This is a genomic window from Caulobacter sp. UNC279MFTsu5.1 (genome assembly GCF_900114015.1).
GTDB lineage: Bacteria > Pseudomonadota > Alphaproteobacteria > Caulobacterales > Caulobacteraceae > Caulobacter.
Genome location: NZ_FORN01000008.1, coordinates 139608 through 157753, shown reverse-complemented (window position 1 = coordinate 157753; position 18146 = coordinate 139608). Strand labels below are relative to the sequence as shown.

Here is an 18146-nt window from a genome sequence, read left to right as displayed (position 1 = left end):
TGAATTGCCCATAGGCCCGCGCCCCCGGCGTCTGGTTTCTCCCGAAAGGGATCGAGACCGGGTCCGGCTAAGCCTCAACAGGGCTGCCCACCGGACGCTGGCGGAAAACGACCGCGCGGAGCGATCGGCTTCGTCGAAACGGTATTTATCAAAGAACTCCGGACGTCGTCCGGCGCTCCGCGTCCCTTTCCATCCGCTCAGCGGCCTGCCGCGTGAGGGCGAGAGATCGTGCCGGTTATCACTTGCCCCCACCTGGCGGCTTCGCCGCCTGTCCGCCCCCAGAGGGGGCGGAGCCTTCGCACCGGCGCTCTTCCCCCTCCGGGGGAAGACGACCGCGTAGCGGTCCGTAGGGGGCAAGTGCGCCGCCGTACAACGCTTCCGTTTCCAGGCCCCACCTTCTATATCCAACCGCTCCTCGACTCCCCCGGAAGACCCATGGCCCGCATCCTGATCACCTCCGCCCTGCCGTACATCAACGGCATCAAGCACCTGGGCAATCTGGCGGGATCGATGCTGCCGGCCGACGTCTACGCCCGCTTCCAGCGGGCTCGGGGTCACGACACCCTCTATATCTGCGCCACCGACGAGCACGGCACCCCGGCCGAACTGGCCGCCGCCGCCGCCGGCCAGGACGTGGCCACCTATTGCGCCGAGCAGCACGTGCTGCAGCACGACGTCGGCCGAGCCTTCGGCCTGTCGTGGGACCATTTCGGCCGCTCATCCTCGCCGCAGAACCATCGCCTGACCCAGCACTTCTGCGAGGTGCTGGAAGCGCGCGGCCTGATCGAGGAACGCGTCGACCAGATGGTCTATTCCATCGACGACAAGCGCTTCCTGCCCGACCGCTACATCGAGGGGACGTGCCCGCACTGCGGCTTCGAGAAGGCTCGGGGCGACCAGTGCGACAACTGCGGCAACCTGCTGGACCCCACCGAACTGAAGAACCCCTATTCGGTGATCTCCGGCTCGCGGAACCTGGAGGTGCGCGACACCCGCCACCTGTACCTGCTGCAGACCAAGATGGCCGACAGGATCCGCGCCTGGATCGACGGCCATCCGGATTGGCAACTGCTGGCCAAGTCGATCGCCTATAAGCACCTGGACGAGGGCCTGATCGACCGGGGCATCACCCGCGACCTGTCGTGGGGCATCCCGGTGACCCAGGGCGAGTTCCCGCGTCCGGGTTTCGAGGACAAGGTCTTCTACGTCTGGTTCGACGCGCCGATCGAATACATCGCCGCCACCCAGGAATGGGCCGAGGCCGGCCCGGACCGCGACTGGAAGTCGTGGTGGCGCACCGACGAGGGCGCGGACGACGTCCGCTACGTCCAGTTCATGGGCAAGGACAACGTCGCCTTCCACACGGTCAGCTTCCCGGCCACGATCCTGGGCTCGCAAGAGCCGTGGAAGAGCGTCGACATGCTCAAGGCGTTCAACTGGCTGAACTGGTACGGCGGCAAGTTCTCGACCTCGAACAAGCGCGGCGTGTTCATGGACGCGGCCCTGGAGATCCTGCCGCCCGACCTGTGGCGCTGGTACCTGACCTCCAATTCGCCCGAGAGCAGCGACACGGCCTTCACCTGGGAGCAGTTCGCCAGCGCCGTGAACCGCGACCTGGCCGACGTGCTGGGCAATTTCGTCAACCGCATCCTGAAGTTCACCGAGAGCAAGTTCGACGGCGTGATCCCCGACGGCGGCGCGCCCGGCCCGCTGGAGGAGAAGCTCTACGCCGACGTCTCCGCCCGCCTGGCCGACCTGACCGAGCAGATGGACGCCATCGAGGTGCGCAAGAGCGCCCAGGCCCTGCGGGCCCTGTGGGTGGTCGGCAACGAGTACCTGCAGGAAGCCGCCCCGTGGACGGCGATCAAGACCGATCGCGACCGCGCCGCCGTGATCGTCCGCACCGCCCTGAACCTGGCGGCGCTGTACGCCCGCATCTCCGCGCCGTTCATCCCGTTCGCCGCCGAGAAGATCAGCGAGGCCTTCAGCCAGGCCTATCCCGGCGCCTGGCCGACCACCGACGCCGCCGCCGAGCTTTCGACCCTGCCGGTCGGCCTGCCGGTCCGCGCGCCCGAGGTGCTGTTCAGGAAGATCGAGGACGAGCAGATCGCCGAATGGACCGCGCGGTTCGGCGGGGCGGAGTAGGGTGACGAACCCGGTGGGGGCAGGGCGTTTTTCCGCCCAAGCCCGCCTGGGCCTGTTCTACGTCGTCTCCTATCTCGGCACCGGCGTCAGCCTGCCGTACATCGCCACCTATTTCCGATCGCGCGGCCTGACCGGCGCGGAGATCGGGATCATCCTGGCCATCCCCCTGCTGGCGCGGCCGTTCCTGGGGCCGGGGCTGGCGGTGTGGGCCGACGGCTTCACCCTGCGCCGCACGCCCCTGGCGCTGCTGGCCCTGGGAGCGGCGGCCGGCTATCTGGCCATGCTGGTCGCCCCGGGGTTCTGGGGGCTGCTGGCGTGCTGGCTGATCGGCATGACCTGCCTGACCACCCTGACCCCGCTGATCGACGTGATCACCCTGCGGCGCTCGCGCGTGGACGGCTTCAACTACGGCGTGCCGCGCGGCGCGGGCTCGGCGGCGTTCATTGTTGCCAACCTGGCCATGGGCGCAATCCTGGCGGTCATGGCGCCCAGCGTCATTGTCGCCTGGATCGGCGCGGCGGCGATCGGGGTGGCCGCCGTCTCGATCCTGGTCCTGCCACCCGATCGCGTCCACGAACATGGCGTCGCCAAGCTCGGCCCCGCCGAGCGCTGGAAAGGCCTGGGCGGCCTGCTGCGCGACCGGACCTTCGTGCTGGCCGTGGTCACCGCCGGCCTGATCCAGGGGGCGCACGCCTTCTATTACGGCTTCTCGGCCCTGCTCTGGCGCAAGCAGGGCGTTCCGGACCCGATGATCGGCGTGCTGTGGGGCGTGGGCGTGGCCGTCGAGGTCGGCTTCATGTGGTTCGCCGAGCCGTGGCGACGCAAGGTCGGGCCCGAGAGGCTGCTGGTGCTGGGCGGGGCGGCGGCGTTGCTGCGCTGGACCGCCTACGCCTTTGCTCCGCCCCTGTGGCTGCTGTTCCCGCTGCAGGCCCTGCACGCCCTGACCTTCGCGGCCAGCTTCATGGCTTCGCTGAGGCTGATCGAGCGCCTGGCCCCGCCGCAGAGCGCCTCGGCCGCCCAGGCGATCAACTCGGCCCTGTCGGCCGGCTTCATGCTGGGCGTCGGCACCCTGGCCTCGGGTCCGCTGTTCGACGCCTTCGGGACCCGGGGCTACCTGGTCATGGCGGCGATGGGCGGGCTGGGGCTGGTCGGGGCCTTGAGGCTGGCCAAGCGGAGGGGGCGTTAGATGGCCGGGGACAGGCGCATGCGCCTGTCCCCGCGCCGTGCGTCGTCAGATCTCGTAGTCGATCTCGCCTTCCAGCCAGGCGACGATGCGCTCGGCGGCCTGGACGGGATCGAGCTTGGTCGTGTCGATCCGCAGCTCCGGATGCTCCGGGGCCTCGTAGGGGCTGTCGATGCCGGTGAAGTTCTTCAACTGGCCGGCCCGGGCCTTCCTGTAGAGGCCCTTGACGTCGCGCTGCTCGGCCACCGCCAGCGGGGTGTCGATGAAGACCTCGACGAACTCGCCGTCCTGCAGGATCTCGCGGGCCAGCCGGCGCTCGGCCCGGAACGGCGAGATGAAGGCGGTCAGCACGATCAGCCCGGCGTCGACCATCAGCTTGGCGACCTCGGCCACCCGGCGGATGTTCTCGACCCGGTCCTCCTCGGTGAAGCCGAGGTCCTTGTTGAGGCCGTGGCGGACATTGTCGCCGTCCAGCAGATAGGTGTGGCGGCCCAGGGCGTGCAGGCGCTTCTCGACCAGGTTGGCGATCGTCGACTTGCCCGCGCCCGACAGGCCCGTCAGCCAGACGACCCGGCCGCGCTGGCCCTTCAGGGCCGCCCGCGAGGCCTTGCTGACGTCGGTGTGCTGCCAGTGGATGTTATCGGCCCGGCGCAGGGCGAAGTTCAGCAGGCCCGCCCCGACCGTGCGGTTGCTGATCCGGTCGATCAGGATGAAGCCGCCCAGGTCGCGGTTCTCGGCGTAGGGTGCGAACGGGATGGCCTGGTCCAGCGACAGGTTGACCAAGCCGATCTCGTTCAGCTCCAGCTTCTTGGCGGCCAGGTGCTCCAGCGTGTTGACGTTCACCCGGTGCTTGATCTCGGTGACGCTGGCCCCGACCATCCGCGTCCCGATCTTCAGCAGGTACGACCGGCCCGGCGGCAGGGGCTCGTCGTCCATCCAGACCACGGTGGCCTCGAACTGGCCGGCCACGGCGACCGGATCGTCGGCGGCCACCAGGACGTCGCCGCGGCTGACGTCGATCTCGTCGGCCAGGGTGATCGTCACCGACTGGCCGGCATAGGCCTCGGCCAGGTCGTCGGGCTTGGTGACGATCCGGGCGACGGTGCTTTCGCGGCCCGAGGGCAGGGATTTGACGCGGTCGCCCGGCTTGACCGTGCCGGCGGCGATCTGGCCGGAAAAGCCCCTGAAGTCGAGGTTCGGCCGGTTGACCCATTGCACGGGCATGCGGAACGACTGGCTGCGCAGGTCGTCCTCGACCTCCACGCCCTCCAGCCAGTCCATCAGGATCGGGCCGGAATACCAGGGCGAGTCCTCGCCGCGGGCGGCCATGTTGGCGCCGGTCAGGCCCGAGATCGGGATCGGGGTGAAGGTGTCCAGGCCGATCTGGTCGGCGAAGCCGCGATAGTCGGCGACGATCGCGTCGAAGGTCGCCTGATCCCAGCCGACCAGGTCCATCTTGTTCACCGCCAGCACGACGTGGCGGATGCCCAGCAGCTTGACGAGGTAGCTGTGGCGGCGGGTCTGGGTCAGCACGCCCTTGCGGGCGTCGATCAGGATCACGGCCGCGTCGGCGGTCGAGGCGCCGGTGACCATGTTGCGCGTGTACTGCTCGTGGCCGGGGGTGTCGGCGACGATGAACTTGCGCTTATCGGTGGCGAAGAAGCGGTAGGCGACGTCGATGGTGATGCCTTGCTCGCGCTCGGCGGCCAGGCCGTCGACCAGCAGGGCGAAGTCGATCGCCCCGCCCTGGGTGCCCACCCGCTTGGAGTCGGCCTCGAGGGCCGCCATCTGGTCCTCGAAGATCATCTTGCTGTCGTAGAGCAGCCGGCCGATCAGGGTCGACTTGCCGTCGTCCACCGACCCGCAGGTGATGAAGCGCAGCAGCGACTTGTGCTGGTGGGCGACCAGATAGGCGTCGATGTCGTCGGCGATCAGGTCGGAGGGCTTGTAGACCGTGGTCTTGTCGGCCGTGATGGGGGCGGCGGCGGTCATCTAGAAATAGCCCTCCTGCTTCTTCTTCTCCATCGAGGCGGACTGGTCATGGTCGATGACCCGGCCCTGGCGCTCGCTGGTGGTGGTCAGCAGCATCTCCTGGATGACCTGCGGCAAGGTGGCGGCCGTGCTCTCGACCGCCCCGGTCAGCGGGTAGCAGCCCAGGGTGCGGAACCGCACGCTCTTCATCTGCGGAACCTCGCCGGGCCGCAGCCGGAAGCGGTCGTCGTCGACCATGATCAGGCTGCCGTCCCGCTCGACGACCGGCCGCTCGGCCGCGAAATACAGCGGCACGATCGGGATGTTCTCCAGGTGGATGTATTGCCAGACGTCCAGCTCGGTCCAGTTGGAGATCGGGAAGACCCGCAGGCTTTCGCCCGGGTGCTTGCGGGTGTTGTAGAGCTTCCACAGCTCGGGCCGCTGGTCCTTGGGATCCCAGCGCTGCTCGGCGGTGCGGAAGCTGAAGACCCGTTCCTTGGCCCGGCTCTTCTCCTCGTCGCGGCGGGCGCCGCCGAAGGCCGCGTCGAAGCCGTACTTGGTCAGGGCCTGCTTGAGGCCCTCGGTCTTCCACAGGTCGGTGTGCAGGGCGCTGCCGTGGTCGAACGGATTGATGCCGCGCGCCTCGGCCTCGGGGTTCTTGTAGACCAGCAGATCGAAGCCCAGCTGCTTGGCGATGGTGTCGCGCAGCTCGTACATGGCCCGGAACTTCCAGGTCGTGTCGACGTGCAGCAGGGGGAAGGGGGGCTTGGAGGGGTAGAACGCCTTGGCCGCCAGGTGCAGCATCACCGCGCTGTCCTTGCCGATCGAGTACAGCATGACCGGGTTTTCGCACTCGGCCGCCACTTCGCGCAGGATGTGGATGCTCTCGGCTTCGAGGCGCTGAAGGTGCGTCAGGCGAGCCGGAGTCAGCGCAGTCATGGACAGGTCCGCAAAGGCGTCGTGCGACAGCGAAGCGACTTGGGTAGGGGGCAAAACGCGTATCCGCAAATGGAAAGCTCCGCCGACGCACGAAAGCGCGACGACGGGGCGGTGATCCTGAGCGTGGACCTAGGTCTCGCGAGGCCGGTCGGCAAGGCGGGGAAATCTGCAGGCGCTGTGAGCTTCGATGGAGCCTCCTGGAGCGCGGGGCGTCGCGAGCGGCGCCGTTTCATGACCAAAAGTTCATTCGCGCGGGGCGGCGAAGCATTGCATAACGCCGCTATCGGAAAATGGGCTTCCCGATGTCATCCCTGGCTGAATTCATCGCCGCGATCCTGCTCTGGCTTTCGTCGATGGCGCTTTGCCAGTTCGGCATGGCCGTCGAGCATCAGGCCAAGGCCCCACCCAAGGTCGAGCGGGTCATCGCCCGCACGCCCCGTCAGCAGGCTGTCCAGACCATCGAGCGCTGCCCGCGCCTGCACAGGACCGAGGTCAGCGCTTAAAGCCTTGCCGGGCCAAGCCCCGCGCCAGATGGGAAAACCGGTGGAACCCGCTATGCGGGCCGGCTTTTCGCCGCTAGGTTTATGCGTTGCGTGCGAGAGGGGCGTCCGCGCGGCGATGTTCATCCGGCCCCAAGCCGTTTCGCCCTGGGACTATGGCTGCGTATGAAGCCTAAGAAGCGCCAACCGCTTGATTTCACCGGCATTCCCGTGGAGCCGCCGGTCGAGGACGCTGGTCGCCCGGTCGAGGCGGAAGCTCAGCCTGATGCGGACGCGCCGGTCAGCGAACCAGACCTGGATCTAGATATCGCCGCCGTTCCTGACGTGTCGGCTCCGCCGATTCTCGGCCGCGGTCCGCTGGATCTCGGCCCCGAACCCGCGCCCGAGCCGCCCCCCGCGCCGGTTTCCGAGACCCCTCGCGCCAGCGCGCGGCGCGGTTTCTTCGGCGTGTCGAAGCCTCATCCCCAGCCTGTCGCCGAGCCCGTCGAGCCTCCGAAGACCGAGATCGCGGCCTCCGAACCCGAGGCCGTGATCGAACCTGTCCCGCCGCCGAAGTCGGATTTCAAGCCGCTCGAACCGGACGCCGATCCCGCCCCGTTCACGCCGGTTCGCGGCCGACGCAGCGCCCCGGTCGAAGCCGAACCCCTGGCGCCGCTGCCGTCGTTCCTGACCGCGCCCGTTGCGGCTCAGGCGGCCCAGCCGCCGGCGCCGGTGGTCGAGCCCGAACCGCCGGCCCCGTCAAAGCGGTTCGAGGCGGCGGTCTCCAAGCCACGCGAGACTCCGCTGGCCGAGCCGGCCGTCACCCCGTTGTACACGCCCCGCGAAGGCAAGAAGCCGATGCCCGCGCCGCTATTCTGGAGCCTGGCGGTCGCCGCCGCGGCGCTCTGGACGCTGGGTCCGATCGCCTTCGCACTCGGCTACGGCTCCGGCGTGCCGGCCCTGAAGGTCGACCAATTCGCCCTGATGGTGTTCGCCGCCCTGGCCGTCGGTCCGGCCGCCTTCACCCTGCTGGGCGCCTACATGCTGCGCCAGGCCATGGGGGTCTCGGCCGAGCTGAAGCACACGCGGATCATGACTGACCGCCTGGTCACTCCGGCGGCCCTGGCGGCGGCCGGCGTCGACGGCGTGGTCGAGCGCATTCGCGATCAGATCGACGCTGCGACCGCCGCCGCCGAGGAGGCCCGCGTCCGGGTCCAGCAATTGCGCGAAGCTCTGGCCGAGGAAACCCTCGCCCTGGCCCAGACCACCAGCGAGTCCGCACGGATGGTCCAGCAGTTGTCCGAGGGCTTGGGCCACGAGCGCCAGGCGATGCACGCGCTGTCGACCACGCTGGACGCCCAATCCACGGCGGTGGTCGACGCCATTGGCAGCCAGGCCCGCATGGTCGCCGAGGCCTCTGATCTGGCCGAGACCCAGTTGCGCGAGGCGGAGGCGGCGCTGGCCGCTCGCGCCGCCGACCTGGCCGCCGCCGCCGCCGAGGCGTCCGACGCTGCGCGGGTGGGGGCCGAGGACCTGTCGCGCCAGATCGCCCGCCTGGAAACCGCCGGCCAGGGGGTCGGCGACCAGATGGGCGCCGTCGAACGCAACCTGGCCGCCCAGCGCGCCGCCCTGGTCGCCGCGAGCCAGTCGCTGCGCACCGATCAGGAGGATTTCGCCGCCGAGAGCGAGACCCGCACCGCCCAGCTGACCGAGTTCATCGGCCACACCCGGGCCGGCGCCACCGAGATGAGCGACATGGCGGCCATGGGGGCCGAGGTGCTGCGCGGCCTGATCGGGGCCGCGGCTCAGCAGCTGCGCGAGGTCGCCGAGACCGCCCGCGCCGAGCGCGAGGCCCTGGCGGCCGAGACCTCCAGCGCCATCGCCGCCCTGGCCAGCGCCGCCGGCGGCCAGCGCTCCGACCTGGAAGGGGCCCTGACCCAGGCCATGAACGCCATGGCCGAGGCCGCCCGCAAGGCCAACGAAGGCGTCGAGCAGCGCGTCGAGGCCGCGCGGGTCCGCGTCGACCAGCTCAACGAGATCGCCTTCGCCGCCGGCCAGAAGGCCGACACGGTGTTCGAGTCCCGCATGGACGAAGCCCGCGACCTGATCGAGCAGTCGGCTCAGGTGGTCGAGCAGGCCGGCGCCCGCACGGCTCAGAAACTGGCTGAGAGCGTCGAGACCGCCCGCGCCACAATCGCCGAGATGGAGGCCATGCTGGCCGATGTCGGCCGTCGTACGGCGGACCTGCCGGCCGAAGCCCTGGCTCGCGCCAACGAGGTCCGGACCCAGATCGAGCAGGGCATCGAGGACCTGCGCAACTCGGCCCGTCGGACGGCCGAGGAGACGGCCGCGATCGACCAGGCGTTCCAGGAACGCGTGCGCCGCAACTACGACATGCTCAGCGAGGCGGTGGGCCGCATGAACGCCGCCCCGGCCGCCGCGACGCCGTCCCGCGCGCCGCCGCCGCTGAGCCGTCAGGTCCAGGCCGCGCCGCCCCCGCCGCCCATGCCGCCGCCTGCGCCGCCGCCGGCTCCCAGGCCCGCCAACGAACCCAGCGCCGAGGAGCCGGGCCTGCGTCCGCGCCTGCGCCTGACGCCCACCGCGACGGACGACGAGTTCCGCTCGGTGTTCGACGCGGCCGGCGGCCGCCACGCCGCGCCCGCGCCGCCGCCCGGCGAAAGGGCCGAGCCGCAGCCGCAAGGCGGCGGCCTGTCGTGGCGCAACCTGCTGTCGGGCCTGGAAAGCGCCGCGCCGGGCGACGCGGCCCTGGGCGAAAAGATGGCCGGCGAGATCCTGGCCATGGGCATCGACCCGACGGCCCTGCTGCCCCGCGCCCGCATCGACGAGATCGCCGCCACGATCCAGACCCACGACGAGAGCGGCGCGCGCGAGGTGGTCAAGAAGCTGGCCCCAGCCGCCATCCGCCGGCTGGTCCGCCGCCTGTTCTCCGACGCCCCGCTGCGGGCCGACGCCGAACGCTTCCTGCGCCGCTACGCCAGCATGATGGACGAGGCGGCCGAGCAGGATCGCGAGGGCTTCCTGGTGGCGGCCCTGCTGTCCTCCGACGCCGGCCGCGCCTATCTGCTGCTGGACGCCGCCTTCGGGGACTTGGCTTAAGAGAATGGGCCTAGGGTGAAGCGCCTGTTCGATGCGGCGGCGTCCGGGGCGGCGCTGCTGCTGCTGGCGATCCCGCTGCTGATCGTGGCGGCGGTCGTGCGCCTGACCTCGCCGGGACCGGTCTTGCACTGGTCCAAGCGGGTGGGGCGGAACAACGTCCTGTTCGCCATGCCCAAGTTTCGCACCATGCGGATCGACACGCCCCAGGTCGCCACCCACCTGCTGGAGGACGCCGATCGCTGGCTGACGCCGCCAGGCGCCTTCCTGCGCAGGGCCAGCCTCGACGAGCTGCCGCAGCTGTGGAGCGTGCTGGTCGGCGACATGAGTCTGGTCGGTCCGCGTCCGGCGCTGTTCAACCAGGACGACCTAGTGGCGCTGCGCACGGCGGCCGGCGTCGAGACGCTGCGGCCCGGCGTCACCGGCTGGGCGCAGATCAACGGCCGCGACGAGGTGTCGATCCCCGAGAAGGTGGCCCTTGATGCCGAATACCTGCGGCGTCGCAGCTTCTGGCTCGACCTGACGATCCTGTTGGCGACCGTACTGCCGGTGATGACCGGCAAGGGCGTGACGCGCTAGGGACCCGTGCGTCGAGAGGGACACGCGTATGCGCGTGTCCCCCGGCCGGGATCCTAGGCCAGCCCGTCGTACGCCTGCTCCAGCGCCGTCACGAATGTCGCGTTCCCCGCCAGGTCGCGGCTGAACACCGGCTCCAGCTGCAGGAACTGGGCGACGTCGGCCTTGGCGTCGCCGGTGCAGGCGGCCGCCGTTTCGATCAGCCGATCGGCCAGAGGGTCGACGATCTTGACGCCCTCGGCCGCGCGACGGCGGACGAAGCGCATCCAGGCGGCCAGGGGCAGGGCCAGGCGGTCGATGGGACGGCCGGCTTCCAGGGCGTCGGCGACCGTGCCCAGGATGCGGAACGGCAGCTTCTGTGAGCCGTCCCAGGCGATCTGGCTCAGCAGGTGGCGGATCTCGGGGTTGCGGAACCGACCCAGGATCGCCTGGCCGTAGGCGACGAGGTCCAGGCCGCGCGGCGCGGTCAGGGTCGGGATGATGTCCTGGACCATCAGATCCTCGGCGATCCTGGCCAGGTCCGGATCGCTGATCGCCTCGAACACCGTCTCATGGCCCTTCAGCAGGCCGGCATAGGCGATGGTCGAGTGGACGCCGTTCAAGAGCCTGAGTTTGGCGCGCTCGAAGCCGCGCACGTCGTCGGTCAGGGTGACGCCGACGCTGGCCAGGTCCGGGGCGTCCGGCCCCAGCACGTCCTCGACCACCCACTGGGTGAAGGCCTCGCGCTGGATCGGCCAGGCGTCGGTCAGGCCGGTGGCCGCCTCGACCCGGGCGCGCAGGGCGTCGTCGGTGGCGGGGGTGATGCTGTCGACCATGGTGCGAGGGAAGCGGCCCTCGGCCTGGATCCAGGCGGCCAGGGCCGGATCAATGCTTTCGGCGAAGGCCACGACCGCCGCCTTCAGCCGCCAGCCGTTGTCGGCGAGATTGTCGCAGGCCACCACGGCGTAGGGCGGCAGGCCGGCCTGCTGGCGGCGACGCAGGCCTTCGACGATGTAGCCGACCGCGCTGACCGGTTCGCGCGGATGGGCAAGGTCATGGACGATGTCGGGGTGGGCGGCGTCCAGCTTGCCGTCGCCGGTCAGGCAGTAGCCCTTCTCGGTGACGGTCAGCGTGACCATGCGGGTGGCCGGGGCGGCCAGACGGGCGAAGACCGAGGGCGGATCCTCGGGCGCGACCAGCACCTCCAGGATCGAGCCGACCACGCGGAAGGTGGTCTCGGCGTCCAGCTGGGCCAGGGTGTAGAGGCCGTCCTGCGGCTGCAGGGCGTCCCGGACGCCCGGGCTCTTCAGCGAAACGGCGCACAGGCCCCAGCGCGGATCCCGGGCCAGAAGCTGGTCGAAATAGAAGGCCTGGTGCGCGCGATGGAAGGCCCCCGGGCCGAAATGCACCACGCCGACCATGACCTTGTCGCGGTCATAGGCGGGCAGGGCCACGCCGGGGAGGGCGGCCGGATAGCTGGCGGCGTTGAGACGGAGGGGGCGGGAGAGGGTGTCGGTCAAAGGGTAACGCCTTGTTTCCAGATGGCGATTTCACGCTCGCCGTTGAGTTCGGCCTTGGTGAGCTGGCCCGAGGCCGTGGCCACGACCAGATCCATCAAGGAGTCGGCCGCCGCGTCCATGGTCTGGCCCGACAGCACGACGCCGGCGTCGAAGTCGATCCAGCCCGGCTTGCGGGCGGCCAGGGCCGAGTTCGAGGCGATCTTCAGGGTCGGGGCCGGGAAGCCCAGCGGCGTGCCGCGGCCGGTGGTGAACAGAATCACCGTCGCCCCGGCCGCCGTCAGGGCGGTGGACGAGACGGCGTCGTTGCCGGGCGCTTCCAGCAGGGTCAGGCCGTGCGGGCCGACCTGCTCGCCGTAGCGCAGCACCTCGACCAGCGGCGCGCGGCCGCCCTTCTGCACCGCGCCCAGCGACTTTTCCTCCAGCGTGGTGATGCCGCCGGCGATGTTGCCGGGCGAGGGGTTCTCGTAGATCGGCTGGTGGTTGTCGATGAAGTAGCGCTTGAAGTCGTCGATCACCCCGACGGCCGCGTCGAACACCTCCCGGGTGACGGCGCGGGCCAGCAGCACGCCCTCGGCCCCGAACACCTCGGGGATCTCGGTCAGCACCGGAGTGCCGCCGGCGTCGGAGACCTTGTCGGCGATGCGGCCGACCAGCGGATTGGCGGTGACGCCCGAAAAGCCGTCCGAGCCGCCGCACTTCAGGCCGACCACCAGTTCCGACAGCGGGGCGGGCTCACGGCGGTCGCGCTCGGCGATGGCGACCAGCGCCTCGACGGCCTCCAGCCCGTCCTCCAGTTCGTCCTCGACCATCTGGGTGGTGAAGGCGCGCAGGCGTTCCGGATCCAGGCCCGGAGCCGAGTCCAGCAGGGCCTTCAGCTGGTTGTTCTCGCAGCCCAGGCCCAGGATCAGCACGCCGCCGGCGTTGGGGTGGGCGGCCAGGCCGGCGATCAGCTTGCGGGTATGGGCCAAGTCGTCGCCCAGCTGCGAGCAGCCGAACGGGTGGGGGAAGGCGAAGACGCCGTCGACGCGTCCGGCGAAGCGGGCGTTGGCCTTCTCGGCGATCCGCCGGGCGGTGTTGGCCACGCAACCGACGGTGCACAGCACCCAGATCTCGTTGCGCGTGCCGACCCTGCCATTCCCGCGGCGATAACCCAGGAAGGTCCCGGGCGGGGGCGCCTCGTGCTGTTCGGGATGGGCGTCGGCATAGGCGAAGTCCTCGACGCCCGACAAGCGAGTCTCGACATTGTGGACGTGCACGTGGTCGCCGACCGCGATGTCGGCGGTGGCCCGGCCGATCGGCCAGCCGTATTTGAGCACGTCCTCGCCCTTGGCCACGGCGCGCACGGCGATCTTGTGGCCCTTGGGGATGTCGGCGCGGGCGACGATCGCCTGGCCATGCAGGTCCAGCGTCTCGCCGGCGGCGAGGTCGCGCAGCGCCGTCGCCACATGGTCGCGCGGATCGACGCCGTGGATCGATTCGTATGGGCTGCAGGAGGGGTCGTCTATCAAAGCCTTGGCCATTCGAACTTTTCGTGTTGCCATCCCCCGTCTGTACGGCGGGGGAACCGGTGTCACCATGGGGTAATGGCGCTCGACGGCGCATTTGTAGCGACGTCGTCGCCGGTAGAGTATGACAAAACACGACAACGATCGCCGTATGGAAACGCTTTGACCTCGTCCAAGACCCCTTTGCCGGACGCCAATGGCGTGGATATCGAGGCCGGCCTCGAAGGTGGTCGCAAGCGCGCGACCATCAACGACATCGCCCGCCTGGCCGGCGTGTCGAAAAAGACCGTCTCGCGGGTGATCAACCAGTCGCCGTTCGTGCGCGACGAAACCCGCGAGCGCATCGAGGCGGTGATCGCCGAGTGGGGCTACGCGCCCGATCCGCAGGCCCGGGGCTTGGCGTTCCGCCGCTCGTTCCTGATCGGCATGATCTACGACAACCCCAACCCGCAATATGTCGTGAATATGCAGCTGGGCCTGCTGGACGGCATTCGCGGGTCGGGTTTCGAGCTTGTGGTGCACCCGTGCGACCGCGGCAGCCCGACCTTTCTGCAGGACATCCGCACCTTCATCGAACGCCAGAAGCTGTTCGGCGTGGTGCTGCCGCCGTCGGTGTCGGAGGACGAGCGGGTCGCCAAGCTGCTGCGCGAGATCGGCTGCCAATACATCCGCATCGCCTCGGTCGAGCTGGACAAGCCTGAGCACATGATCGTCGGCCACGACCGCCAAGGCAGCGAGGCCATGGGGGCCTATCTGGTCGAGCTGGGCCATCGCGAGATCGGTTTCATCACCGGCCTGCCCAGTTTCCGCTCGTCGCATGAGCGGCGAGGGGGCTTCGAGGACGCCCTGAACAAGGCCGGGCTGGAGCTGAAGGCGGATTATGTGGTCCAGGGCGCCTATACCTTCGAATCCGGCCTGGCCTGCGGCGAGCAGCTGCTGGCCAAGACGCCGCGCCCCACGGCGATCTTCGCCGGCAACGACGAAATGGCCGCCGGCGTGCTGCAGGCCGCCCGCCGCGCCGGGCTGCAGGTGCCGGCCGACGTGACCGTGGTCGGTTTCGACGACTTCCAGATCGCCCAGGCCGTCTGGCCGCCCCTGACCACGATCCACATCCCGACCCGCGAAGTGGGCCGGATCGCGGCCGAGAAGCTGATCGGCGGGGAAGCCCGCAACAAGCGCGACCCCGGCAGCACGATTCCCTACCTCGTCGTCCGGGAGTCGTCGGGCACCCCGCCGGCAGGCTAGGCGCGACGGCGCTTCGGCTTGCGTGGCGCCTTGACACCGGTTACCAAGCGCGTCGACAGCGGCCCGTGCAGGCCCTCGGCGGAGTAGGGAGTAAGAGACGCCATGACCCGGCCCCTGGTATTTTCCGACGATCGCCTGTTTCCGGCCGACGAGCGCACGCGAGGCATCGCCCGGGCGCTGTACGACCAGGTCAAGGGTCTGCCGATCATCAGTCCGCACGGCCACACCGACCCGGCCTGGTTCGCGACCAACGCCCCGTTCGAGGACGCCACCGACCTGCTGCTGGCGCCCGACCACTACCTGTTCCGCATGCTCTACAGCCAGGGGATCAGCCTGGACGCCCTGAAGGTGCGATCCAAGGCCGGCGTGCCCGCCACCGACCCGCGCGAGGCCTGGCGGCTGCTGGCGACCAACTTCCACCTGTTCCGCGGCACGCCGTCGTGGCTGTGGCTCAACCACGTGTTCAGCCAGGTGTTCGGCCTGACGGTGTTCCTGGGCGCCGAGACCTCGGACCTCTATTTCGACACCATCAACGAGGCCCTCGCCACCGAAGCCTTCCGCCCCCGGGCCCTGTTCGACCGCTTCAACATCGAGACCCTGGCCACCACCGAGGGGCCGCAGGACAGTCTTCAGCATCACAAGGTCATCCGCGACAGCGGCTGGGGCGGCCACGTCGTCACCTCCTATCGTCCCGACGCCGTCATCGACTTCGAGGACGAGCGCTTCGGCCGCTCGTTCGAGCGTTTCGCCGAGGCTTCGGGCCAGGACGTCACGACCTGGAAGGGTTATCTCGAAGGCCACCGCGTTCGCCGCCAGGCCTTCATCGCGGCCGGCGCCACCTCGTCCGACCACGGCCATCCCACCGCCGCCACCGCCGATCTCTCCGAAGCCGAGGCGGAGGCCCTGTTCCACAGCCTGCTGAAGGGCGAGGTCACCCCCGCCAAGGCCGAGCTGTTCCGGGCCCAGATGCTGACCGAGATGGCCAAGATGAGCCTGGACGACGGGCTGGTCATGCAGATCCACCCCGGCTCGCATCGCAACCACAATGTCGGGCTTCTCGCCAGCCATGGCCGCGACAAGGGCGCCGACATCCCGATGCGCACCGAATATGTCGAGGCGCTGAAGCCGCTGCTGACGAAGTTCGGCAACGATCCGCGCCTGTCGATCATCCTGTTCACGCTGGACGAGACCGTCTACAGCCGCGAACTGGCCCCGCTGGCCGGCCACTATCCGGTGCTGAAGCTGGGCCCGTCCTGGTGGTTCCACGACAGCCCCGAGGGCATGATGCGGTTCCGCGAGCAGGTCACCGAAACCGCCGGCTTCTACAACACCGTCGGCTTCAACGACGACACCCGGGCGTTCCTGTCGATCCCGGCCCGCCACGACGTGGCCCGCCGCGTCGATAGCGCCTTCCTGGCCCGCATGGTCGCCGAGCACCGCATGGACGAGGTCGAGGCGGCCGAACTGATCGTCGACCTGACGTACAACCTGCCTAAGAAGGCCTACAAGCTGGACCAGCGGCCCAGCTGGGCGCGGCCGGTCCAGCCGATCAAGCACGCCGCCGAATAGATTTTCCGGAGTCTCCCGATGTTCACCAAGATCTACCACGCCACCCACCCGGACATGATGTTCGCGGTCAGCAACGACGACCTGCGCGATCGCTACCTGATGGATGGCCTGTTCGCGGTCGACGACATCGTGCTGCACTACAACCACGCCGAACGCTTCGTGGTCGGGGGCGTCGCGCCGGTGTCCAAGGGCGTGAAGCTGCCCGACCAGACCGAGCCCGCCTCGGCCGCCGGCCACCCGTTCCTGGAGCGCCGCGAACTGGGCGCGATCAATGTCGGCGGCGGCAAGGGCAAGGTCACGGTCGACGGCGTCGCCTACGACATCGAGCCGCGCGACGGCGTCTATGTGACCATGGGCGCCAAGGAGGTGGTGTTCGAAAGCGTCGACGCCGCCAACCCGGCCCGCTTCTACATCACTAGCCTGCCGGCCCATGCGGCGTTCGAGACCAAGAAGCTGGTGTTCGCCGACGCTATCCCGCTGGAGCGCGGCGCGCTGGAGACCTCCAACGAGCGCACCATCTACCAGTACATCGTGCCGACCACCTGCAAGTCGGCCCAGCTGCTGCTGGGCATGACGGTGCTGAAGCCGGGCAGCGTCTGGAACACCATGCCGCCCCACCTGCACGACCGCCGCTCGGAGGCCTATTTCTACTTCGGCCTGGGCGAGAACGACCGGGTCTTCCACTACATGGGCGAGCCGGATGAGATGCGGCACATCGTAATCGCCAACGAGGAGGCCGTGATGAGCCCGCCGTGGTCGATCCACATGGGCTCGGGCACCTCGAACTATACCTTCATCTGGGCGATGGGCGGGGAGAACCTCGACTATACCGACATGAACGTGCTGGACATCTGCCAGCTGAAATAGGGGCGGGGACCGCTCCGGTTCTCTTCGGCTGTCATCCCGGCCGTAGCGAAGCGAAGAGCCGGGACCGCCGGAAGCGCATGCGTTTGCGGCGGTCCCGGACCGGCCTTGCAGGCCGTCCGGGATGACAAGATTCAGGATCAGGAAGCACGCACCATGGCCAATCCGTTCAGCCTCGAAGGCAAGGTCGTCCTCGTCACCGGCGCCAATACCGGCCTGGGCCAGGCCGTGGCCGTGGCCCTGGCCGAAGCCGGCGCGGACATCGCCGCCGCCGGCCGCAGCGCTCCGACCGAGACGCAAGGCCTCGTGGAGGCCGCCGGCCGCAGGTTCCTGTCGATCAAGGCCGACTTCGGCTCGATCGAGCCGGTCCAGCGCGTGGTCGACGAGACCGTCGCCGCCTTCGGCAAGGTCGACATCCTGGTCAACAACGCCGGCATCATCCGCCGCGCCGACAGCATCGAGTTCTCCGAGGCCGACTGGGACGCGGTGATGGACACCAACCTGAAGGTCGTGTTCTTCCTGACCCAGGCCTTCGCCAAGCAAGTGATCAAGCAGGGCGGCGACCCCGCCAGCATCGGCAAGATCATCAACATCGCCAGCCTGCTGTCCTTCCAGGGCGGCATCCGCGTGCCGTCCTACACGGCCAGCAAGAGCGGCCTGGCGGGCCTGACCAAGATCCTGGCCAACGAGTGGGCGTCCAAGGGCATCAACGTCAACGCCATCGCGCCGGGCTATTTCGACACCAACAACACCGAGGCCCTGCGCAACGACGCCGACCGCAACGCCTCGATCCTGGCCCGCATCCCGGCCGGCCGCTGGGGTCAGCCGGGCGATCTGGGCGGGGCCGCCGTGTTCCTGGCCTCGCGGGCCGCCGACTATGTCCAGGGCATTACCTTGCCTGTCGATGGCGGCTGGCTGGCCCGCTAGAGGCAGGAATCTGCGCAGAAGCGAATTTGGTACCGCAACCATTGCGCCGGCCGCCTTTTCGCGGTCGGCAAAGCGCGGTAGAGGCGCCGCTGCGTCGGCCAGGGCCCAACGTCCGGCCGGCGTTTCGTAC

Annotated in this window: 13 protein-coding genes and 1 pseudogene; 9 read left to right on the top strand and 5 right to left on the bottom strand. The window is 69.4% G+C overall.

From position 1 onward, the window contains the following. Nucleotides 1-92: 92 nt before the first annotated feature. Nucleotides 93-193: pseudogene (locus BM066_RS26905) on the bottom strand (hypothetical protein); the annotation flags it as partial. Nucleotides 194-435: 242 nt separating this feature from the next. Between BM066_RS26905 and metG the strand changes: the two are divergent. Together metG and BM066_RS07125 are read left to right on the top strand one after the other, a co-directional pair. Next, nucleotides 436-2145, top strand: coding sequence for a methionine--tRNA ligase (metG, locus tag BM066_RS07130; RefSeq protein WP_089925865.1), 1710 nt, complete (start codon nucleotides 436-438; stop codon nucleotides 2143-2145). A gap of 1 nt (nucleotide 2146) precedes the next feature. Beyond that, the gene (locus BM066_RS07125; protein ID WP_255367506.1) at nucleotides 2147-3331 is read left to right on the top strand and encodes an MFS transporter; all 1185 of its coding nucleotides are present in this window, start codon (nucleotides 2147-2149) and stop codon (nucleotides 3329-3331) included. A gap of 45 nt (nucleotides 3332-3376) precedes the next feature. On the opposite strand, the gene cysN is transcribed toward BM066_RS07125, so the two are convergent. After that, nucleotides 3377-5320, bottom strand: a complete 1944-nt coding sequence (gene cysN / locus BM066_RS07120; RefSeq protein ID WP_089925862.1) for a sulfate adenylyltransferase subunit CysN — start codon at nucleotides 5318-5320, stop codon at nucleotides 3377-3379. Then, a complete protein-coding gene (cysD, locus tag BM066_RS07115; protein ID WP_255367505.1) occupies nucleotides 5321-6238 on the bottom strand; it encodes a sulfate adenylyltransferase subunit CysD in 918 nt (305 codons plus the stop codon). Nucleotides 6239-6540: 302 nt separating this feature from the next. On the opposite strand from cysD, the gene BM066_RS07110 reads away from it, so the two are divergent. The 3 genes from BM066_RS07110 to BM066_RS07100 all read left to right on the top strand — a co-directional run bounded on the left by BM066_RS07110 (nucleotide 6541) and on the right by BM066_RS07100 (nucleotide 10410). After that, nucleotides 6541-6741, top strand: a complete 201-nt coding sequence (locus BM066_RS07110) for a hypothetical protein (RefSeq protein ID WP_143093672.1) — start codon at nucleotides 6541-6543, stop codon at nucleotides 6739-6741. 162 nt (nucleotides 6742-6903) lie between these two features. Beyond that, complete coding sequence (locus BM066_RS07105; RefSeq protein WP_089925855.1) at nucleotides 6904-9834, top strand: coiled-coil domain-containing protein; 2931 nt, start codon at nucleotides 6904-6906, stop codon at nucleotides 9832-9834. A gap of 15 nt (nucleotides 9835-9849) precedes the next feature. Then, complete coding sequence (locus BM066_RS07100; protein ID WP_018113099.1) at nucleotides 9850-10410, top strand: sugar transferase; 561 nt, start codon at nucleotides 9850-9852, stop codon at nucleotides 10408-10410. A 53-nt stretch (nucleotides 10411-10463) separates the two neighbouring features. On the opposite strand, the gene BM066_RS07095 is transcribed toward BM066_RS07100, so the two are convergent. Continuing rightward, entirely contained in the window at nucleotides 10464-11906 is a 1443-nt protein-coding gene (locus BM066_RS07095) for a mannitol dehydrogenase family protein (protein WP_018113100.1), read from the bottom strand. Beyond that, complete coding sequence (locus BM066_RS07090; protein WP_018113101.1) at nucleotides 11903-13426, bottom strand: UxaA family hydrolase; 1524 nt, start codon at nucleotides 13424-13426, stop codon at nucleotides 11903-11905. The genes BM066_RS07095 and BM066_RS07090 overlap by 4 nt, the downstream gene beginning before the upstream one ends. A gap of 147 nt (nucleotides 13427-13573) precedes the next feature. On the opposite strand from BM066_RS07090, the gene BM066_RS07085 reads away from it, so the two are divergent. From BM066_RS07085 to kduD, 4 genes are all read left to right on the top strand, one after another. Then, on the top strand, nucleotides 13574-14656 hold the full coding sequence (locus tag BM066_RS07085) for a LacI family DNA-binding transcriptional regulator (RefSeq protein ID WP_029589440.1): 1083 nt from the start codon (nucleotides 13574-13576) through the stop codon (nucleotides 14654-14656). 102 nt (nucleotides 14657-14758) lie between these two features. Next, a complete protein-coding gene (gene uxaC, locus BM066_RS07080; RefSeq protein WP_018113103.1) occupies nucleotides 14759-16225 on the top strand; it encodes a glucuronate isomerase in 1467 nt (488 codons plus the stop codon). Between the two features lie 18 nt (nucleotides 16226-16243). After that, nucleotides 16244-17092, top strand: a complete 849-nt coding sequence (kduI, locus tag BM066_RS07075) for a 5-dehydro-4-deoxy-D-glucuronate isomerase (protein WP_018113104.1) — start codon at nucleotides 16244-16246, stop codon at nucleotides 17090-17092. Between the two features lie 153 nt (nucleotides 17093-17245). Further along, nucleotides 17246-18016 carry a 2-dehydro-3-deoxy-D-gluconate 5-dehydrogenase KduD gene (kduD, locus tag BM066_RS07070; RefSeq protein WP_029589441.1) on the top strand — a complete coding sequence of 257 codons (771 nt, stop codon included), beginning with the start codon at nucleotides 17246-17248 and terminating at the stop codon, nucleotides 18014-18016. The last annotated feature ends 130 nt before the right edge of the window (nucleotides 18017-18146 follow it).

What these genes read in the sequence shown, in the direction of transcription:
- metG (WP_089925865.1), top strand. Translation starts at nt 436, where the DNA reads ATGGCCCGCATCCTGATCACCTCCGCCCTGCCGTACATCAACGGCATC.
- cysN (WP_089925862.1), bottom strand. Translation starts at nt 5,320, where the DNA reads ATGACCGCCGCCGCCCCCATCACGGCCGACAAGACCACGGTCTACAAG.
- cysD (WP_255367505.1), bottom strand. Translation starts at nt 6,238, where the DNA reads ATGACTGCGCTGACTCCGGCTCGCCTGACGCACCTTCAGCGCCTCGAA.
- BM066_RS07110 (WP_143093672.1), top strand. Translation starts at nt 6,541, where the DNA reads ATGTCATCCCTGGCTGAATTCATCGCCGCGATCCTGCTCTGGCTTTCG.
- BM066_RS07105 (WP_089925855.1), top strand. Translation starts at nt 6,904, where the DNA reads ATGAAGCCTAAGAAGCGCCAACCGCTTGATTTCACCGGCATTCCCGTG.
- BM066_RS07090 (WP_018113101.1), bottom strand. Translation starts at nt 13,426, where the DNA reads ATGGCCAAGGCTTTGATAGACGACCCCTCCTGCAGCCCATACGAATCG.
- uxaC (WP_018113103.1), top strand. Translation starts at nt 14,759, where the DNA reads ATGACCCGGCCCCTGGTATTTTCCGACGATCGCCTGTTTCCGGCCGAC.
- kduI (WP_018113104.1), top strand. Translation starts at nt 16,244, where the DNA reads ATGTTCACCAAGATCTACCACGCCACCCACCCGGACATGATGTTCGCG.
- kduD (WP_029589441.1), top strand. Translation starts at nt 17,246, where the DNA reads ATGGCCAATCCGTTCAGCCTCGAAGGCAAGGTCGTCCTCGTCACCGGC.